12 protein-coding genes and 1 pseudogene are annotated in these 18,159 nt (G+C 34.6%); 6 read left to right on the top strand and 7 right to left on the bottom strand.

Going from position 1 to position 18,159, the window contains the following annotated elements; translation table 11 throughout:
* Positions 1-12: 12 nt before the first annotated feature.
* From TERY_RS24955 to TERY_RS30175, 4 genes are all read right to left on the bottom strand, one after another.
* On the bottom strand, positions 13-5,235 hold the full coding sequence (locus TERY_RS24955) for a tetratricopeptide repeat protein (protein ID WP_052845766.1): 5,223 nt from the start codon (positions 5,233-5,235) through the stop codon (positions 13-15).
* 60 nt (positions 5,236-5,295) lie between these two features.
* The gene (locus TERY_RS06905) at positions 5,296-5,514 is read right to left on the bottom strand and encodes a hypothetical protein (RefSeq protein WP_155994350.1); all 219 of its coding nucleotides are present in this window, start codon (positions 5,512-5,514) and stop codon (positions 5,296-5,298) included.
* 562 nt (positions 5,515-6,076) lie between these two features.
* Positions 6,077-6,712 carry a methyltransferase domain-containing protein gene (locus TERY_RS06900; protein ID WP_011611154.1) on the bottom strand — a complete coding sequence of 212 codons (636 nt, stop codon included), beginning with the start codon at positions 6,710-6,712 and terminating at the stop codon, positions 6,077-6,079.
* Between the two features lie 6 nt (positions 6,713-6,718).
* Positions 6,719-7,162: a hypothetical protein gene (locus TERY_RS30175; protein WP_011611153.1), complete on the bottom strand. Its 444-nt coding sequence runs from the start codon at positions 7,160-7,162 to the stop codon at positions 6,719-6,721.
* A gap of 744 nt (positions 7,163-7,906) precedes the next feature.
* On the opposite strand from TERY_RS30175, the gene TERY_RS06895 reads away from it, so the two are divergent.
* From TERY_RS06895 to TERY_RS06880, 4 genes are all read left to right on the top strand, one after another.
* Positions 7,907-9,247 (top strand): hypothetical protein, encoded by a 1,341-nt coding sequence (locus TERY_RS06895; protein WP_011611152.1) that lies wholly within the window; start codon positions 7,907-7,909, stop codon positions 9,245-9,247.
* 332 nt (positions 9,248-9,579) lie between these two features.
* Positions 9,580-11,418, top strand: a complete 1,839-nt coding sequence (locus tag TERY_RS26200) for a sulfotransferase (protein ID WP_011611151.1) — start codon at positions 9,580-9,582, stop codon at positions 11,416-11,418.
* Between the two features lie 75 nt (positions 11,419-11,493).
* Positions 11,494-12,927 (top strand): class I SAM-dependent methyltransferase, encoded by a 1,434-nt coding sequence (locus TERY_RS06885; RefSeq protein ID WP_011611150.1) that lies wholly within the window; start codon positions 11,494-11,496, stop codon positions 12,925-12,927.
* A gap of 105 nt (positions 12,928-13,032) precedes the next feature.
* Positions 13,033-14,211, top strand: coding sequence for a class I SAM-dependent methyltransferase (locus tag TERY_RS06880; protein ID WP_011611149.1), 1,179 nt, complete (start codon positions 13,033-13,035; stop codon positions 14,209-14,211).
* Here TERY_RS06880 and TERY_RS27535 read toward each other — a convergent pair.
* Positions 14,191-14,751 (bottom strand): IS630 family transposase, encoded by a 561-nt coding sequence (locus tag TERY_RS27535; RefSeq protein ID WP_155994658.1) that lies wholly within the window; start codon positions 14,749-14,751, stop codon positions 14,191-14,193. The two genes, TERY_RS06880 and TERY_RS27535, sit on opposite strands and share 21 nt — an antisense overlap.
* 8 nt (positions 14,752-14,759) lie before the next feature.
* Positions 14,760-15,263: a helix-turn-helix domain-containing protein gene (locus tag TERY_RS06875; protein WP_011609939.1), complete on the bottom strand. Its 504-nt coding sequence runs from the start codon at positions 15,261-15,263 to the stop codon at positions 14,760-14,762.
* Positions 15,264-15,369: 106 nt separating this feature from the next.
* Here TERY_RS06875 and TERY_RS06870 point away from each other — a divergent pair, with 106 nt between their 5' ends.
* Positions 15,370-15,888 (top strand): hypothetical protein, encoded by a 519-nt coding sequence (locus TERY_RS06870; protein ID WP_011611148.1) that lies wholly within the window; start codon positions 15,370-15,372, stop codon positions 15,886-15,888.
* Positions 15,889-16,081: 193 nt separating this feature from the next.
* Here the strand turns inward: TERY_RS06870 and TERY_RS30170 are convergent.
* Positions 16,082-16,771 (bottom strand): annotated as a pseudogene (locus TERY_RS30170) (IS1 family transposase).
* 105 nt (positions 16,772-16,876) lie between these two features.
* Between TERY_RS30170 and TERY_RS06865 the strand changes: the two are divergent.
* Entirely contained in the window at positions 16,877-18,112 is a 1,236-nt protein-coding gene (locus tag TERY_RS06865; RefSeq protein WP_044136532.1) for a sulfotransferase family protein, read from the top strand.
* Positions 18,113-18,159 lie beyond the last annotated feature (47 nt).

Genomic DNA, 18,159 nt, shown 5'->3' with positions numbered 1-18,159 from the left:
TTAGCATAAATTCTAGATTGCTGCTTCTGATTTTATGAACTTACCCAACATTTTTTCTTCATTCAACCTCTCAATAGTTCCTAAGATTTCCCAGACCCTTTTCTCAAAACTATGATTTTCTTGAACATACTTTGCTAACTCTAATTCTTCTCCTGAATTATGACTTTTTTGCTGCAAACAATATTCTACTACTTTTGGCAAATCTTCCCCAGAATTATAAGTAGAAATTTGATCTCCAAATACCTCTTCTAAACCTGAAATTTTGTCAGATACAATTGTTGCCCCACAAGCAGCAGCATCAAATAAACGATTTGAAATAAACCCTTTTTCTCTCATAGTATTCCAATGGTCATTTAATAACACGCCAGACTTACTGTAATAACGTCGTAAAATTTCATTGGGAATATATTCTCCTTTTAAATAACCATCAGGCAATAAATTACCCCAGTTTGTACCATAAACATCTATCTTTAAACCACTCTCAACTGCATCTTTTACTATCTGACGGTAAACTTTTCGAGAATTTCCCACAAACAAAATTTCTCCTACTTCTTCATAACCTTCTTTATCAGGGTAAAACAAACTTGGATCTGTACATTGGAGCAAAGTTTTTACCGGAACTTTCACTTGTTTTTGTAACTCTTTAGCATAAGAATTAGATGCCACAAATACTTGGTCATATTCCTCATATTCTTCCAGAGATACTTTATCTGGATGACTAATATTCCACATCAAATTAATATGATAAGACTTAGGTTGATAACGACTTAAACCACGGATAGTAATTGCCACATCATCTCCAAATGCTTCGGGAGTTTCCCACTCTGGCAAAATATCAATTCTGACGGAATGACCATTAATTTCAAATTGCCGTTTCATAGCTAAAGCAAAATGATAGTCTCCCCATTCTTGCGCCTGTTTCCAGTCAGGAACTCCAATTTTTATACTGATGCGGAAACTATTACTCATTTTTTCGCGCAAGGTAGAAAATACTGTATAAGCGCGATGTTTATAAGTATGTTTTTCTTTGACTATTTTCTGTAACTCTGCCACTTTGGCTAATCTTAACTCCTCATTTGTTAGATACTCTCGTAATAAATTTTCCAGAGATTCGCGGGAATTATAAGTAGGTAATAGTCCGTCGAAAGATTCTTGATTTCCCAGCTCGCTATTAGTAATAACTAATGCACCAGAAATAATAGCATCAAATACCCTAGAATTTGTGGAACCCCATTGTTTTGTAACTGAATTTGCATCATCAATTACTATTTTTGTCGAAGCATAAATTTGAGGCATATCTGTATAAGGAAAAGGTCCCCGATTATACTTTTTAAACTTATCAAATTTTTCCCAATTATATCCATACAAAGCAAACTCAAAAGGTAAATTATCTGGTTTCAAAAAACTCATAATATCCCGTGGATATTTCCAGAAACTTCCTGTGAAACAATAGTCAGATTTATACTTATTCTCTAATTCTGAATTAACTTTTTCCGTTTGTTCAAAAATTGCTACTTCAGAATTATTGTCTAAACTTGTAACTTTTGAATTTTGACTTTTAACTTCAGAATTAACTCCTTCTTGACTTCTGCCCTCCTGATAAAAACGTTCATCATTAGTTGCTATTCTAACTACTGTTACTGGCTTAAATAATTTCTGCTGAATATAATCAGCTGATTTTTGAGAAGAACACCAGAAACAATCATAATCTCCTGCTGATTTTTGAGAAGCCCAAATCTCAAACCAATTTCTTGCCCAAGCCACTTTTACTAAACTTGGTTTAGCATTTTCTATTCTTTCTAAATCATAATCATGGCGCATAACTACAATTACATCTAATCGTGTCATATCATACCAATCTTCTCCTTCAGAAATATAATAAACATCCCATCCGAATTCTTTAACTAATTGTTCTCCTAATTCCACCGCTGTGAAATAATCTCCTGCGGAAGCTGCCATATCTGCTTCGGTTACAGCAAATCCAATAGTTAAAGGATGCCCAGTCCAATACATTCCTTTTTCAAAGAAATCTTGTAGATGTTTTCGACGCAAATAATAAGCAAACCTTTCTTCAATTATTGGGCGATTTTTCAAGATTTTATTGACAAATTCTTTCCCTTTATTAAACCGAGAAAAACCTCGATTATGAAAAGCTGTTAAATGATTAGCGCTGATAATTTCTTTGCCTAGTTTTTGTTGGATAGTTAAACATAAATCTACATCTTCATAACCATAAAAATAGTCTTCATTAAAACCTCCAACTTTCTGAAAATCTTCACGCCGACACATCATTAATGCTCCAGTAACAACAGGCACTTTCCAAGGAGCAGATTGTACTTTTAATAATTGAGGAGCATATCGAACTTCATAAGGATAAAAAGGCTCATTTTGACTGTGGAAATATAACTGTACTCCTAAATGTTGAGTAGGAGGAAAAGCTAAGGAGCGATCGCTGACTATATCTAATAATTTTACTCCTACCATTCCTAGATTTTCATCTGCTTGAATTAAATCAACCATCTGGGGAATAATGTCTTGGCAAAAAGTAATATCATTATTCATAAATAGCAATAAAGGAGCTTTTGTTTGGTTCACTCCCACATTATTTGAGTTGGAAAAAGAATAATTATCTCCCCTGGCAATAATTGTAATTGGTAATTTTTCTGACCACTGGTTACAAACATCAATAGTATTATCTATTGACCCGTGGTCTACTACTATTAATTCAAAATTTTCATAGCTGTTGTAAATTTCAAAGGAAGCAAATAACTCTTTTAATAGTTTTGCTCCATTCAAACTCAAAATAATTACTGCTACTGCTGGTTTTTCTGTCTGAATTTTTGCTGGTGGTATCTGACTTGTGAATTTTAACTTCTGAGTTTTTACCTTTTGAAGGCGATAGATAAGTTTATTAATTTCTCCCTGATTAAAACTGAGATTAATTTCATGTTTTTGACCTTTTGGTCCGACTACTAATGGTTTAGGAGAATTTTTTAGTTGTTGACCTGTTTCTGTTATTTTGACACTAACTTCAACTAAACCATTACTATGTAAAGATGGAGGAATTTTATGAGCAAAAGCATGATATCCGTGAGTATCAAAAGCTTCTGCTAAATCTTGACGATATTTATTTGCGACTAATGTACCAACTAAATTATTGCCGACAAAAATATCAAGAAATACAACTTTTTCAGGATCTTTTTTATGTCTTGCCCAACCAGAAACATAGTCGATAGTGGCATAATCAAGACAACCTTCAAATTCTGTTTCTCCTAACAAACTTAGGCTACCAAGTTCCCCTGTTCTCAGGACATTTTGAAATGATGAAACTTCTTCTAATTTTTTCTTAGCCTTAGAAAAATGAGGGTCTATTTCTAAAGCACGACGATAACAACTTATTGCTTCAGTTAATGGATTTTTTTTAGTCTTAGCTTCCCCTAACTGAAAATGAAACTTTGCCGATGATGGTCTTAATTCTACAGCTTTCCCATAAGCTTCCACTGCTTCATCCCATCTACCTAATCTTGACATAACTTCCCCAATATGGTACCTCACATCAGCAGATTTAGGGTGAAGTTGACTAGCTTTAGTATAAGCAGCCACAGCTTCATCCCACTTTTCTAGTTGAGCCAGACTTTCCCCCAGGACATGATAAACTGCGGCCGAATTAGGATTAATTTCTGCTGCCTGGCGATAACTGATAACTGCCTCATCCCACCGTTTCAGTTTACTCAAGGTATGACCTAACTGATGGTGAATTTCTGCTGTATTAATACCTAGTTCAATAGCTTGACCATAACTGACAATAGCATCATCAAATTTTTGTTGCTGCACCAAAGTTAAAGCTAGATTATGATGAACTTCCGGCAACTTGGGGTTAAGTTTTAGAGCATGGCCATAATTAACAATAGCTTCATCCCACTGTTTTTGTGAGGCATAAGCTTTCCCTAAATAACCATATACTTCAGCTAAGTTAGGATTAAGTTCAATGGCACCTTGGAAAGAAGCGATCGCCTCATCCCACTGCTTAATATTACTCAAAGCTCTGCCCAAGTCCCTGTAAGCTTCAGCTAAGTTAGGATTAAGTTCCACGGCCTGGCGGAGTTCTACGACGGCCCAATCATTTTGTTTCAATTCAATCAAAGCATGGCCTAACTGATGATGCACATCTGGAGAGTTAGGTTGAAGTTCAGAAGCTTTGCGGTAAGCAACTATAGCTTCCTCCCATTGTTGGAGTTGAGAGAGGGCATATCCGAAATAATGATAAACTTCTGGGGAATTGGGCTGGAGTTCCGTTACTTTGCGGTAAGCTCCTACAGCTTCTTCCCAATTTTGCTGTTGAGTCAGAGCGTCACCAAGATGGTGATAAACATCTGGGGAGTTTGGTTTAATTTTGATTGCCTGGCGATAAGCAGATATAGCTTCTTCCCATTGTTGTTTTTGGGTTAGAACATATCCAAATTGATGATAAATAACGGGGGAATTTGCTTCAAGTTTTATTGCTTGACGATAAGCAGCAATAGCCTCATCCCACCGACGCAATTTGGCCAGAGTTTCCCCATAATGATGATAAACCGTAGCAGAATTAGGAATTATTTGACAAGCCTTTAAATAAATTTTGGCAGCTTGATGGAATTCTCCCTGTTTTGTCAAGGCTATTCCTAACTTTTGGTATCCTTCCCAGAAGCCAGGGTCAATTTCAATAGCTTTGCGATAACAGATTATCCCTTCTTCAATCTGACCTTGTTTTTCTAAAGCCACTCCTAAGTTTTGATGGGCAATACTAGATTCAGGTTCTAGGGATATAGCCTTTTGGAAATTGGCGATCGCTTCATAAAGTAACCCTTTCTGGACTAAGGCTGATCCCAAACTAATGTATAATTCTGAGAAATTAGGATTAATCTTAATGGCCTGGGAATAAGAAGCGATCGCTTGTTCCAACTGACCTTGTTTTTCTTGGACATTTCCCAAGTTGTAATGAGATAATGCAGAAGTAGGTTTTAGTTCTATCGCTTTTTGATAGACTGTAGCTGCTTCTTCCCATTTACCTATTTTAGCTAGAACATCTCCTAAATTTTGCTGATACAAGGCCAAGTTAGGATTCAGTTCGATAGTCTTTTTGTAGAGAGTAACAGCTTTTTCTAGTTGGCCTGCTGCTACAGCTTGTTGGCCTTGTTGGAAGTATTGGGTTGGAGTTTCTGAATTAAGTGATGATAAAGAATTCATTTCTCTCATAGTTTATTGTTAAGAAAGACTATACTTCTGATTCTCGGTAGAATTGTCATGGGCTAGAAACTATTTTATTGTGATTACTGAGTTTATATCTTTAAGCCCAGCTTCCAGTAAATCTCCTTCTTTTGGTGGGAATATTTCATTTTCAATTAAAGGATCGTAGCATTTTCCGAGGTTATCTAATATTTCATTTTTTCCCGTTATCAGTTTAACTTCAGATAATAACTTTGCTATTTTTTCATTGTGGAGATAGCCAGGAATTTCTTGTTCAAAATCTTTCATTAGAGTATGAATATTACGCTCTTGATAAATAGTTAGACTGTGAAACAAAATCCGCCAACCGTTTTCCAAGCAAATTCTTTGAGCGATAAAACTTCACAATATATCGGTCATTCTAAATGAACAGTATGCAGGTAAATACATAAGTGAATAAGCATTAGGAAACCAATATGTATTTTGACTATTGAAGGCAAAGGCAAAAGTAAAATAAATTTATAAATTGCATCAACATCACTCAAAAGTAAAAAATCAAAAGTAATCTATAATCCAAAAATTAGGTCTCCCATTTAATTAGACAAAAGCTGCCAAGGAGTCATTAAACATGATCAAGTCTGGGCTTGCAAAGGCTTTTAGATCAAAAAGGTATAAATTAGGGTAGGACCATGGCTTTGAGCTATTTTCATTACATCCACCTAATTCCCATGTCTAAGCTGGCTTTGAAGCATTTTGTCCACCTAAAAGTGTTGATTTACCATTAAGAAAGTCAAAAGTAATCTCTGAAAAGCACTGGTCGTTAACCAACATTTAAATAAATTTTTACAATACCATTGCCAGACCATTTGCCCTAACTTTTTTGCAATACCAATATATCTTGATGACTGGTAAACTTTCTCCGCCCACACCAATGACCATAATATTTTCCCGCTAGACTTAACCCTCGTTCTTGCATCCAGCCTAAAAGTAACCCTTCTTTATAACCAATAGTAGACTCTGGTATCTTGGGAGTGGCGGTAAAACACTCCTCAAGTGGATGTACAATTTGACGAGCCTTTTTATTTTTGGTCATTGCTGCTTCTGACTCAGGGTTTAAGAGAAAACAAGTACACAAACATCGACCGCGAGGTTTTAATACCCTAGTAATTTCATCCAGATAATGTCGGACTTCCTTTGCCTGCAAATGAGTAAACACCGAAGTTAACACAACCCAATCAAAACTTTTATCCTGGTAGGGAAATACAAAATCCAAAGTTTGAACATTTCCTTCAGGATTGTACATTTTATTATGGATATCGACTACCTGAAAATTGAAATTAGGAAACCTCAAACTAATTTCAGATTTAGCCCACTTAATTAACTTTTCACTAATATCAAAACCCTCATATCCACCTCCATCTTTTAGATAATAGGTTAAAGGATAAGCAATGCGGCCTACACCGCAACCAATATCTAAGACTTTGTCCGTCGGTTCCAAACCTACCATTTGGATCTAATAACCGAGAAAGTTGAAACCCACATCTGTAAAATGCCCCCCTACAAACTTAATGTATTCATGAGGAGGAATAGGCAAAGAGGGTTCTAAAGCGTTCGTCATTATTCCACCAGGTTGCCCATCTAATGAGGGAGTTAACAAAACCAAAGAATTTTTAAATTGCTTTTGCTGTTGCTTTGTCAGAGGTATTCGGATCTGGTATCTAGCTTTTTCCGTTCCTGGAATGTAGGGATATTTTTTTTTGACCCCTGGAGAAGGTAAGTTGTAGGTTAATTCAATGTTTCTAAATTCCTGGCCAGCGATAGAAACTAGCATTCCATCTAATTTTTTCTGCTCGAAGGATGTTACCCAACCTTGTAAATGTACCGTACCATCTACCATAATTGATTTTTCAAGTTTACCCCTAGTTAATACGGGTTCCGTTGGTTTAAAAAATTTCATTTTTGTTGCTTGTTAGTTGTTGGTTGTTATTTATGATTTTTTGACACATTGAAGAGGTGAGCGATCGCTTCTTTTGAATTTATACACCATTTTAATTGATTGTTTTATCTTGAATAAGTTACTGTAGTATTTTTTAATTTCTCGAGATAGTACTCATGAGCCTTTCTCTTTTTTAGATGAAAGTCTCAAAAATTATAGTTGTAAATATTCAGCTATTAGCTGTCAGTTAAAATTAATAATACCACCTTCCATGTATTAATGCTATAATTAGGGCTTGAGTTATTAAGTAATTAACATAGGTACCAATAGTCTTCTTGCACCATTAACCCTCCCCTTATTGTGTTAATTATTCTTATGTTGTACGGAAGTTACATGGAACATATTTACCTGTACAGAGATTCTATAAAAAGTCCCTAGCTACTTCTCCTCCATGATCGGGGTTATGGGTTGGTATCCTGCTGAAAATACAGGTTGAAAAGTTTTTAATAAATGGTATAGTATTGTCCTTTTAAAGAGAAAGTTGAAATGAATACAGGCTTCAAAGTTAACTCAGTCTTTTGTAGTAAGATTTAATGATGAGTGAATTAATAAAGCTTTGAACGCACAAAAAATAATAGCTATTAGCTTCATAGCTTCATTATCTTATGAAGCTATTAAATTAAACTAATGTTTGCTTGATTAAAAAGCTGAAAGTTTACTACTAATAGCCGAATACTTACATAAAAAAATCGGGCATCATAAAAATTGGATAAAAAAAAATATCAAAAAAATCAGAAAAATTTGCCAGAATTACCTGTTAAACTAGGGGATAAAAAGGCTCTATTGACACAATATTCTTCTCAAATAAATAAACATAAACAAGTATTAGAAGAATATTCTAATAAACTTGGTAAGTGGGTAGAAGAATTTAAAAAAAATCAGGAACCGAGAGTAGCACAATCACCTATTGTTCCTACCACTCAAGAAATTATACCGAAAAAGCTTAAAAGTAAAAATATGACAAGATGTTCTCAAACAGTTGAAAATTCCATTGTAGAAATAATAGATATTATTTTAGAACCTGTGGACGCTTACCTGTGGGGATTCAATATAGATTTACCGCAAAAAGGAGATAAATTTAATAGTTATGTCATAGAAATAATTGGTTGGGTTTTAGGGAAAAAATCTCCAGCTATGAAAATAGAAATAGTTAAAGACGAGCGGGTAATTAATCAGGCTTTGATTAGAAAACAGCGACTAGGTGTAGCTAAACATTATCAAAAATTACCAAAAGCTAAAAAATGTGGTTTTGTAGCCGAATTAGGAATAGCTGGAATGCCACAAAAAACCACAGCAGATTTGACGATTAGAGCTGTTCTTAAAGATAAAACTATTGTTCCTCTGGCTTCAGTGAAATTGCAATTTCATCCCCCCCAAGCTCTAGGGGTAGTTTACATAGCAATGGGTAAGAAATATATTGAGGAAGCAAAGATTTCTGCAGCAAGTTTAAAAGCTAAAATGCCGAATATTCCAGTCACAATTTTTGCTAATCAAGAAGTTAATGAGCAAGAATTTGATAAATCTGTGGTAGTAAAGAAGTCATATTATAGCTTTGAAGATAAAGTAGTTTATATGTATGATTCTCCTTATGAATACACTTTATTTCTGGATACTGATACTTATATATGTGAAGATTTTTCCGAGTTATTTGCTATCTTAGATAATTTTGATATTGCAGCAGTTCATGCTCCAACAAAAATACCGGGTATTGTTAATGGAGTGCCAGAATGTTATCAACAAATGAATACAGGAGTCATTTTATTTAAGAAGTCTCCAGAAGTGAAAAAGTTTTTTGAATATTGGGTAAAATTATATAAGTCAGGAGAACCAGATCAACCTAGTTTTAGAGAAGCATTATTTAATAGTCAATTGAGAATAGCTACTTTAACAGCAGAATATAATTGTCGATTTCCTTTCCCATTTTTTGTATGTGGAACTGTAAAAATACTTCACGGGAGACATCCTAATCTGGATGATGTTGCGCAAAAAATTAATTCTGAAAAAGGTCTAAGAGTATATAAAGCTAATTATTTTAAATTCGAGTAAATTTAGGAATTAGCTGTTAGGTATCAGCCATTTTTTAGTTTTAGATCATAGCTTTATTCATTAATCATAATTAAATCTGGCTACAAAAGCAGACTAAAAATATCTATAGCCATCCTATTTTAGTTGTAATATTTTGGTAGTATTCAGGAGTCATAATTTACTCATGCTTTTCTTTTAAATTAACTATTATAAAAGTTTTAATAACCTATTTTTGGATTGTTATATATTCATTTACCCCCCCCTTTTTTTAAGATGGGGATATTATTCTTGAGAACTGAATGTTTAGGAGTAAATTTTATTTTTTAGCTTGACAAATGAAGAGGAAAAAAATTATGGGAATGAATGTATTTGTATTATGTACGCCTAGGTCTAGTTCTTACACTTTTGCTAAAGCTTGCACCTATATATCTAATTATAGAGTAGCCCATGAATCAAACAGTGGATTGTTAGGAAAAAAAAGGGTAGTATATCCAGAAAATCATATAGAAGTAGATAATCGTTTGGCTTGGTTTTTGGGTTATTTAGATGAGCTATATGGAGATAATGCTTTTTACGTTCATTTAATTAGAAATAAACAGAAAACTGCTATTAGTATTAACAAGCGATGGAATTTGCCAGCAAGTATTATTAATGCTTATGGACGAGCTATTTTAGTGAGAGGCGATCGCCAACTTGAGAATGACCTAGAAGTTTGTGAAGATTATTATGAGACAGTAACAAAAAATATTCAATTATTTTTGAAAGACAAATCTCACAAAATTGTATTTAAGGTCGAAAATGCTCAAGAAAATTTTAGAGAGTTTTGGCAAAAAATAGGTGCTAAAGGTAATTTAGAATTAGCTTTAGAAACCTGGGATAGAAAACACAATGCTTCCCCCAAAAATCAAGATAGTATTCAAGTAAGGAAAATGAAAGAAAAAGCTTTAGTAGAAATTAGTAATGTGAGCTTTGGGGCAAATTTTCCAGAGTTTATCCAACAAGAATTTAGAGGATGTAATATAGATTCACTAAAAAAAGGAGACCGTTTGAATACCTATTTTCTACCTATAATAGGTTGGGTTCTAGGCCAAAAGTATCAGGTAGTTACAGTAGAAGTAGTCAGTGAGGGTATAGTTGTAGAAACAGTCCCAGTGGATATAGCTCGTCCAGGAGTAAGCAAACAATTCCCCGAAATACCAGCAGCTAAAAATAGTGGTTTTAGCATCAGGGTAGGACTACTGGGTCTGCCAATGGCATCTGAACTAACTTTACAAGCAGTTCTGGAAAATGGTAGTCGCTTTCCCTTGGGAAATATCAAATTTCGACGCTTGCAGGGGTTAAAGTCTTGGTACAGTCCAAAGATACAACCTCTGGCTATATCATCTATTGGACCTTCGGGTGCCGAACAGCTATTGCAACTTTTGGTGGGACATCCATCTCTGGTAGGAATAAGTGAGTCAACTAATGATACTCCACCTAGTTATTATTGGTTAAAGTTGTTGGCTGAGTTATCGTCAGAAAATGGAATTTTTGATGCTAGTACTCAGAGAAATTTGAGGAGCAAGGAACAACGGTTCAAACTATCAAACTTATCTTTTTGGAGAGAGCAAACTTATCCAGAAAATTTAGGAAGCTTCTGTCTGGAAAGTATTGATGGTTTCTATTCAAATGTTCAAGCTGAAGCATCAGAAATTACTTATTTTGTAGAAAGATATGATATTTCCCGTCCTAAATTTTTAAATCTTTTATCCGAATTATATCCAGAGGGTAAGGAAATTATTTTGGTTCGTGATTTTCGAGATGTAGTTTACTCTATGCTACCTTTTAGCGGGCGTAAATGTGCGGGTTTTGATTCAAAAAAATTTAAGAGTTATCAACAGTTTGTCTATCATTTTGGCAAATATTCTGTTGGTAGTTTACTTGCCAGATGGAAGGAGCGATCGCCTCACATTTATTTTGTAAAATACGAGGATTTAATTTTATCTCCAGAACCAACTTTAAGGGGGATTTTGGAATATTTAAGTGTTAATAGTTCTCAGGAAGTTATTAATACTATGTTGAAAAAAATAACAAAAAATAACTCGAAACCAGAGGCATTACTGGGAGACTGGCAGTATGAAATGCCAGCTTCTTTGCAAGTTTTATGTAGCGAAGTATGCGAAGCAGCTTTGCAAGAATTTGGTTATAGCTAAGTTAATTAATGGATAAAGGAAATATAGTATAGTAATAATTTTGATATTTGGTATGATCAGGAGCAGAATAAATTAATGGTAATTAGTTCTAATTTCAAAGAAATGAAAGACAAAAAAACAGGAGTGGAAATTATTTCTGTTCATGTGCCAAAAACTGCTGGTTCAGCTTTTACTAGGGTTTTATTCAAAGTGTACAGTCCAGAAGCAGTATTTTTGGATTATCCTTATGAAAAAGATTACCAACGTCAGTTTATGAAAGAAGGAGATGCTAATGTAAGGGTGATTCACGGGCATTTTCCTGGGTCTAGATATAAGCATAAATTTGCGGATGCTAAAAGAATTATTTGGCTGAGAGAACCAGTTAATTTTTTAATATCTTATTACTGTTTTAATAAGGTATTTAGACGGACAGTATTTTATGATTTGCTACAGCAGAAAAATTTTAGTTTTTGGGAGTTTGCTCAAATACCTGAAAATCAAAATATAATGTCAGTTTATCTGCGAGATATGAAACTAGAAGATTTCTTCTTTGTAGGGATACAGGAATTTTTTGAGGAAGATTTACAGCAATTAAAAAATCTTCTTTTTTGGCCAGATGTAACAGTTAGCCAAGAAAATAATAATATTTATTCTGATTATCAAAGAATTAAAAAAGAGGTGTTCAACGATCGCTCTATTGTCAAGAAAGTAGCGACTCTTAATAGTGAGGATATGGAAATTTATAAACAGGCATTAAGTATCAGAGAAAAGCGTTACAGTCAAACTTTGCAAAAACCACAAAAAAATAAGATTAAACAGCAACAAAATCAGCAGGTGAGGAGTGTTGTTAAAAGTAGTAAAATTGAGCATAAATCTAATCCAGTGAAAGAGGCGATCGCGAATAATAACCTAGAAAATTTATTTGACAGCAAGTTGTGGTGTAAAAAGGGACATTTGAACCCAGATCAAGCAATTTTCATTAGTAATCTTTGTAAGATAATTCAGCCGAAAAATGTTTTAGAAACTGGTTTTGCCACAGGTAGGTCCGCGGCAGTAGTATTAAGTTCTTGTAGTCCGAAAACTTTTATATCTTTGGATAAAAACCTGGATTATATAACTCCCTTTGGCAGAGAAATGGCTTCTATATTAATGGGAGAATTTCAACACTATCAAATTATTGAAGGGGATAGTAACGAATTCCTTAATCCTGAATTTTACCAAAAAAATTATTCGCCAGGTTTAGATTTGTTTACTGTTAATGGAGACCATTCTTATAAAGGATGTTTTCACGATTTAGAATCCTCACTTCCTTTTTTAAATCCCCAGGGAATTATTATAGTAGATGATTATAAATCAAAGCCTCCTAAAGGTGTGAGATTTCCTGCAGTTAATAGAGCAGTTAGGGATTTTTGTAATCGTTATCCAGAAGTACATAAACTTGAATGGCACAAAGATGGAAAAGGTTTTGCTATTTTATGTAAATCTCCTAAACAATTAAAAAGAATTGCTAACTTGCTCCAGCTTCAATAACCTCAAAAGTCTTCAATAGAAAGAGTGGGGAATAGGAAAAAATTAAAAACATTTTGCGCTCTTTTTATTTTCTCAAGTAAATTTAACGAAAAATAAATTTTAATTATGCTACCAGATCAAAACTCTCAGTCAGTGCAAATGTTTGTTCAAACCTACGATCGGAATTTAGGTGAAATTTATGATGAGTTATTTTGGGGATATGAAATTAAATATATCAAGGAACAAATTGATAACGAAGATATTATTAATATTTCTGGATGGGTATTGGGAAAAAAGTGTCCTATTGTTGCTGTGGAAGTAGCATCTTTGAGGCATGTTGTCAAAAAAGTATCTGTTAATGAGTCATATCCTGATATAGTTAAGTTTTATACAGAAACATCTCAAGGAGCAGAAATAGGTTTTAATATAGATTTTATAGCTGATAAATTACCACCGAAATTTAACTGGCTAATTCAAGCAGTATTTGCTGATGAAACTCGGATACCAATAGGTTGTATTCAAAGTTATCAGGAGAAATCACTAAATGTTCGTAAAACTCCTCTAATAACAAAAAAAGCTATTGAATTTTTAGAAAAATTTTTCCAGGAAAAACCTCATGCTAAAGTCTTAGAATTTGGTAGTGGCGCTTCGACAATATGGCTATCTAAATTAACTCAAAATCTGACTTCTATTGAGCACGATGCTAGGTGGTTTCAGGAGGTAAAAAATCAGATTCAACTGCAGAAAAATTGCCATCCAGTAGATATTCAATTATTAGCAAGACCATATCATAAAATATGCGAAAAGTTTGCTGAAGAATCTTTCGATTTAATTATTGTAGATGGTCGCGATCGAATGAAATGTTTTGAAGCATCAATTAAACTTTTAAAGCCAGGTGGAATATTGATGTTGGATGATGCGCAAAGGGGGAAGTATAAACAAGCTCAAGATTTATTACAAGATTGGCAATTGACAAAAACTGTTAGCAACCCTCGCCATACTTATTGGTGGGAAAAGCCATTTGAACAAAGGACAGTTATAGGAAAAAGCCAATCAATTTCTAATCAAAGGCCAATATCTCAGAAGATTAAAGAAAATGTAGTTATAGCTGGTGTGTCAATCGTGAAAGATGAAGAGGATATTATCTATTACAATCTAGCTGGAAATTATAGAGAAGGCATCAAACATTTCGTAATGTTGGATCATATGTCCTCAGATGGAACTAGGGATGAAATTAGACGCTTTGCTGATGACTATCCAGAAGCAATGGTTTATACCAATTTCCTAAAGTCCGACTACACATAATGCTTCAAGAATAAAATCATATCCTGTACAAGAAGCAATATCTTTTTGACTAAATCCAGTTAATATATTTCTCAGGATTCTGCGTAAGAAATCTAAGGAATCGAAAACTCGATTTTTCAAGAATTTTTTCACCTCTTTCCACAGTCTTTCAATGGGATTAACTTCGGGACAATAAGGAGGTTGAAATAATAAAATGATGTGATCAGGGATAGATAAATCATTCCCTAGATGCCCTCGCCCGTTATCTAGTTGAATAATATGAATCTCTTCAGGATATGTTTGAGAAAAAAGCTCTAAAAATCTTTCAAAGCAAGGAGTATCTAGATGACTAAATTCATAAAAAAAGGAATCTCCTGTTTTTGGTTCTACTAAACCATAAAGCCATAGATATTTAAATAGCCATTGATATAAACCAATGGGCTTAACACCGCAAGCAGTAATGACTTTACCTGTTATAGTTTTTAATCCAATTCTAGTCTCGTCTTGACACCAATAGCGAATTGGCAGTTGATTTTCCGAATATTTATTAATTAACTTAATTTTCTCTTCTAGTTGAGATGAGAGTTTTTTTTAAAGTTTTCTTGAGCTTCTTTATTTTGTTTTATGTGATTTGGACGTGGAACTTTTAATTTACTTTTTAATTTATATCTGACTAATTGATGAACTGTTCGATAAGACAGCTCGATGTCAAAACAAGTCGTTAACCACTGTTGAATTTCACCATAGCTTTGGAAACCTTCCGGGTTTTGCAATTCTGCTTCTAATTTCTCGATTACATTTGGTGGAATTGAACTTGGCCTCCCTCCTAGATTTTTCTTTGGTTCTAGTAAAAGATTCAGTCCACCTGTACGATATTTCCCTAACCATTTTTGTACTGTGACTCGATTGCGTCCTAACATTATCGCAATTTCTTTTACTGTTTCTACTGTTTGAGTTTTCAACCAGTAAATAGTTTGAAGTCTTTCCTTTTCTTGAGCTGTACTCGCACTTTTTAAAAGTTTTTTGAGAGTTTCTACCGATTCATTTATCTCAATTTTTACTACTCCTGACATGGGGACATTTTCTATAATAGGTTACTTCTAAAAGTGTAGCTTAAGTTTATGAAATTGGTATTACTTGATTGAAGATCGAGATCCTTTATTTCATAAATTTAGGAAAATGTCTGCTGCTGCTGAGTTTGCCCATAGAATGTGGGGAGCAGAATGGATATTTCCATTTGATGCTGATGAAGTGATGTCTTCATCAGGGAAACCTCTACCAGATATTCTGAGCCAATTGGAACCAGAACACTTTTGTCTTGGTTTACAACATAGGAACCATGTACTCCGTTCATTTTACGATTTATCTGAAATTAATCCTCTGAAAAGAATGACTCACAGAAAAAAGAAAGATACTAATATTCGTAAGGTTATGGTTCGCTGGCAACCTGGTATGGAAATTACTCAAGGGCATCACCTGATCAGGTTGAATGATGAGAAGCTACCTATTACAATACTTGGACAGAATCATGGACTTATACTCAGACAATATAGATATCGTTCTAGAGAACAGATAAAACAAAAAATTCTGAATGGGGGAAAAGCTTATAATGCAACCTCAGATATATCAAAAAAATATGGTGGCTTCTGGCAAAAACAGTATAGTCAGTACAATATAAAGAGGAGAAAAATTTATTGATGAATGTTATGCTTCTGAGATTACTAAAGACTCAGATGCTATTCACGATCCTGCTTGGGTATAATTAGGGTTTGCTGCAAAAGTATTTTTTTAAGGAGTAGGAGAGCGGGGGAGATGGGGAGATGGGGAGATGGGGAGATGGGGAGAGGGTGAATATGGAGCTATTTTTTTGGCGTTGCACAATGACGAATGATTAGGAGAATTGAGGAATTTGTTGATGTTTCAAATAAATAATAGATCAACAAGTGAATTGATATGTTGTACATATCAATTCACTTGGAGTAGCACAAAGTTTTGGGATGTAACCTAGCTAGATAGTCTCTCAGAGGGCAGTTTTCTCCAACTACAATGGTCATTTCTGTTTTGCTTACTAGGTGCTCCCAATCATCAATTAAGCAAGGATACACCTTGTAAGCATCTGTAACAACCGAGAAAACAAGCCCAACCGTGAATCATCTGCCATAATACTGTAAAGGTAGCGGCCCAGCGATCGCCGATCACAAACTTGAAAATTCCTGGCATTTTGCTTTTTAACACTGTCCAGACCCAAATTTGGTTTTTTTTGAGCCGATAAAAGTTTGCAGTTCATCAATTTGAGCCGTCTCAGGATTTTCTAAGTTATGATCACTCTCTCTGTGCTGTGTGCAAGTCGTACCCAATTAAGGACCGTATTATAGGAAATACCAGTCACTCTCTCAATGCCTCGGAATCCCTAGGCATTAAGGGACATTTTTACACAAAGCTCTTTAACATCAGAACTATAACCCGCAGGACAGGGGCTATCTCGAAATTGACGGCCACAATCACGGCAAAGATAACTCTGTTTTCCCTGACGATGACTATTTTTCACTACTTTATGGCTTTGACAATAAGGACAATCCATCTCTCAATAAAATTCTAGAATATCATTCTCTATTGTGCAACACCCATATTTTTTTGTATGAGAAACAGGTACAATGAAACTGAGATTCCTTTGCCACAAATAAAAATGACTCAAAATTCCTTTATTGAAATCTTACAAGTCCAAAAATTGTCTCAAGAATCTGAATCATTAATCGGATTTAATATAGACTCGCTCCAGAAAGGTAAAAAAATAGATAATTATTCAATTTCAATTGTAGGCTGGGTATTAGGTAAGGGATCACCTGCAGTTGCAGTAGAATTTCTTAATGGAGGAAAAGTATTACAGAAAGTTCCGGTCAGTAAGTCCCGTCCGGGAGTAGAAAAACGTTTCCCAAAAGTGAGCGAAGCCAAAAGTAGCGGTTTTGCTGCAGCAGTAGGGGTATTGGGATTGCCTCCGGTAGCTAACTTAAAATTGCGGTGTTTGTTGGCTGACGGCACTATTGTTCCCTTAGCAGATATAAAATTTCGCCATGAACCCCTGGATTCTGGTTATCAACCAAGATTGCAACCTTTAGTATTAAATTCTACGGGGCGATCGGGAAGTACTTGGTTTATGCGGTTGCTTTCCCAACATCCAGCAATTGTAGCTTGTCCAATATATGCTTATGAAACCAGAGTATGGCCTTTTTGGATGCAATTGCTGCAATTTTTGTCTCAAAGAGCTAATCCGATAGAAACTCCTTTTCAAGCAGATTATCCACCAAAAGCAGCAGCTTTCTGTCAGGAAACTTTGGATGCTTTTTACGAACATATAGCGGAAGCTCAAGGTAAGATAATTTCTTCTTCTGAATTAACTTATTTTGTAGAAAAGAATGCTTTTAATCCTAATCTTGACTTATTAACAGAAATTTATCCCCAGGCTAAAGAAATAATTCTGGTTCGGGATTTTCGAGATGTAGCTTCTTCAATATTAGCCTTTAATAAGAAACGAGGTAACGATGGTTTTAGTCGCAATAAGTTTAAAAGTGATGAGGAATATATTAAAGGAGTTATGAAAAATGCGTCATCTGGTTTGCGGGAGCGGTGGAAGAAGCGCAGACAAGAAGCATATTTAGTCCATTACGAAGATTTAATTCTCTCCCCAGAAAAAACTTTAAAGGGAGCTCTAGAATATTTAAACTTAGATAACTCTCAGGAGGCGATCGCTAATATGCTAGAAAAAGCATCGGAAAATACTGCCTATACCCAATGGCATCAAACTAGCTCTAACGCTAAAGACTCTATCGGAAGGTGGCGGCAAGATCTAGAACCTTCCCTGCAAAAATTATGCAATCGGGTTTTAGCTGATGCTTTGCGAGAATTTGGATATTCTGTTAACTAAAAAAGGGTTAATAACCCTCATTTATTATCATAAAAGTCAAGCTTCGG

The organism is Trichodesmium erythraeum IMS101, from assembly GCF_000014265.1.
Lineage (GTDB): Bacteria > Cyanobacteriota > Cyanobacteriia > Cyanobacteriales > Microcoleaceae > Trichodesmium > Trichodesmium erythraeum.
Note: the sequence above shows the minus strand (reverse complement) of the source record. Positions and strands in the feature narration are given on the sequence as shown.

Bases quoted from the DNA above. Each gene is read 5' to 3' on its own strand.
- TERY_RS24955 (WP_052845766.1), bottom strand. From the start codon at position 5,235: ATGAGAGAAATGAATTCTTTATCATCACTTAATTCAGAAACTCCAACC.
- TERY_RS06905 (WP_155994350.1), bottom strand. From the start codon at position 5,514: ATGAAAGATTTTGAACAAGAAATTCCTGGCTATCTCCACAATGAAAAA.
- TERY_RS06900 (WP_011611154.1), bottom strand. From the start codon at position 6,712: ATGGTAGGTTTGGAACCGACGGACAAAGTCTTAGATATTGGTTGCGGT.
- TERY_RS30175 (WP_011611153.1), bottom strand. From the start codon at position 7,162: ATGAAATTTTTTAAACCAACGGAACCCGTATTAACTAGGGGTAAACTT.
- TERY_RS26200 (WP_011611151.1), top strand. From the start codon at position 9,580: ATGGGAATGAATGTATTTGTATTATGTACGCCTAGGTCTAGTTCTTAC.
- TERY_RS06885 (WP_011611150.1), top strand. From the start codon at position 11,494: ATGGTAATTAGTTCTAATTTCAAAGAAATGAAAGACAAAAAAACAGGA.
- TERY_RS06880 (WP_011611149.1), top strand. From the start codon at position 13,033: ATGCTACCAGATCAAAACTCTCAGTCAGTGCAAATGTTTGTTCAAACC.
- TERY_RS06875 (WP_011609939.1), bottom strand. From the start codon at position 15,263: ATGTCAGGAGTAGTAAAAATTGAGATAAATGAATCGGTAGAAACTCTC.
- TERY_RS06870 (WP_011611148.1), top strand. From the start codon at position 15,370: ATGTCTGCTGCTGCTGAGTTTGCCCATAGAATGTGGGGAGCAGAATGG.
- TERY_RS06865 (WP_044136532.1), top strand. From the start codon at position 16,877: ATGACTCAAAATTCCTTTATTGAAATCTTACAAGTCCAAAAATTGTCT.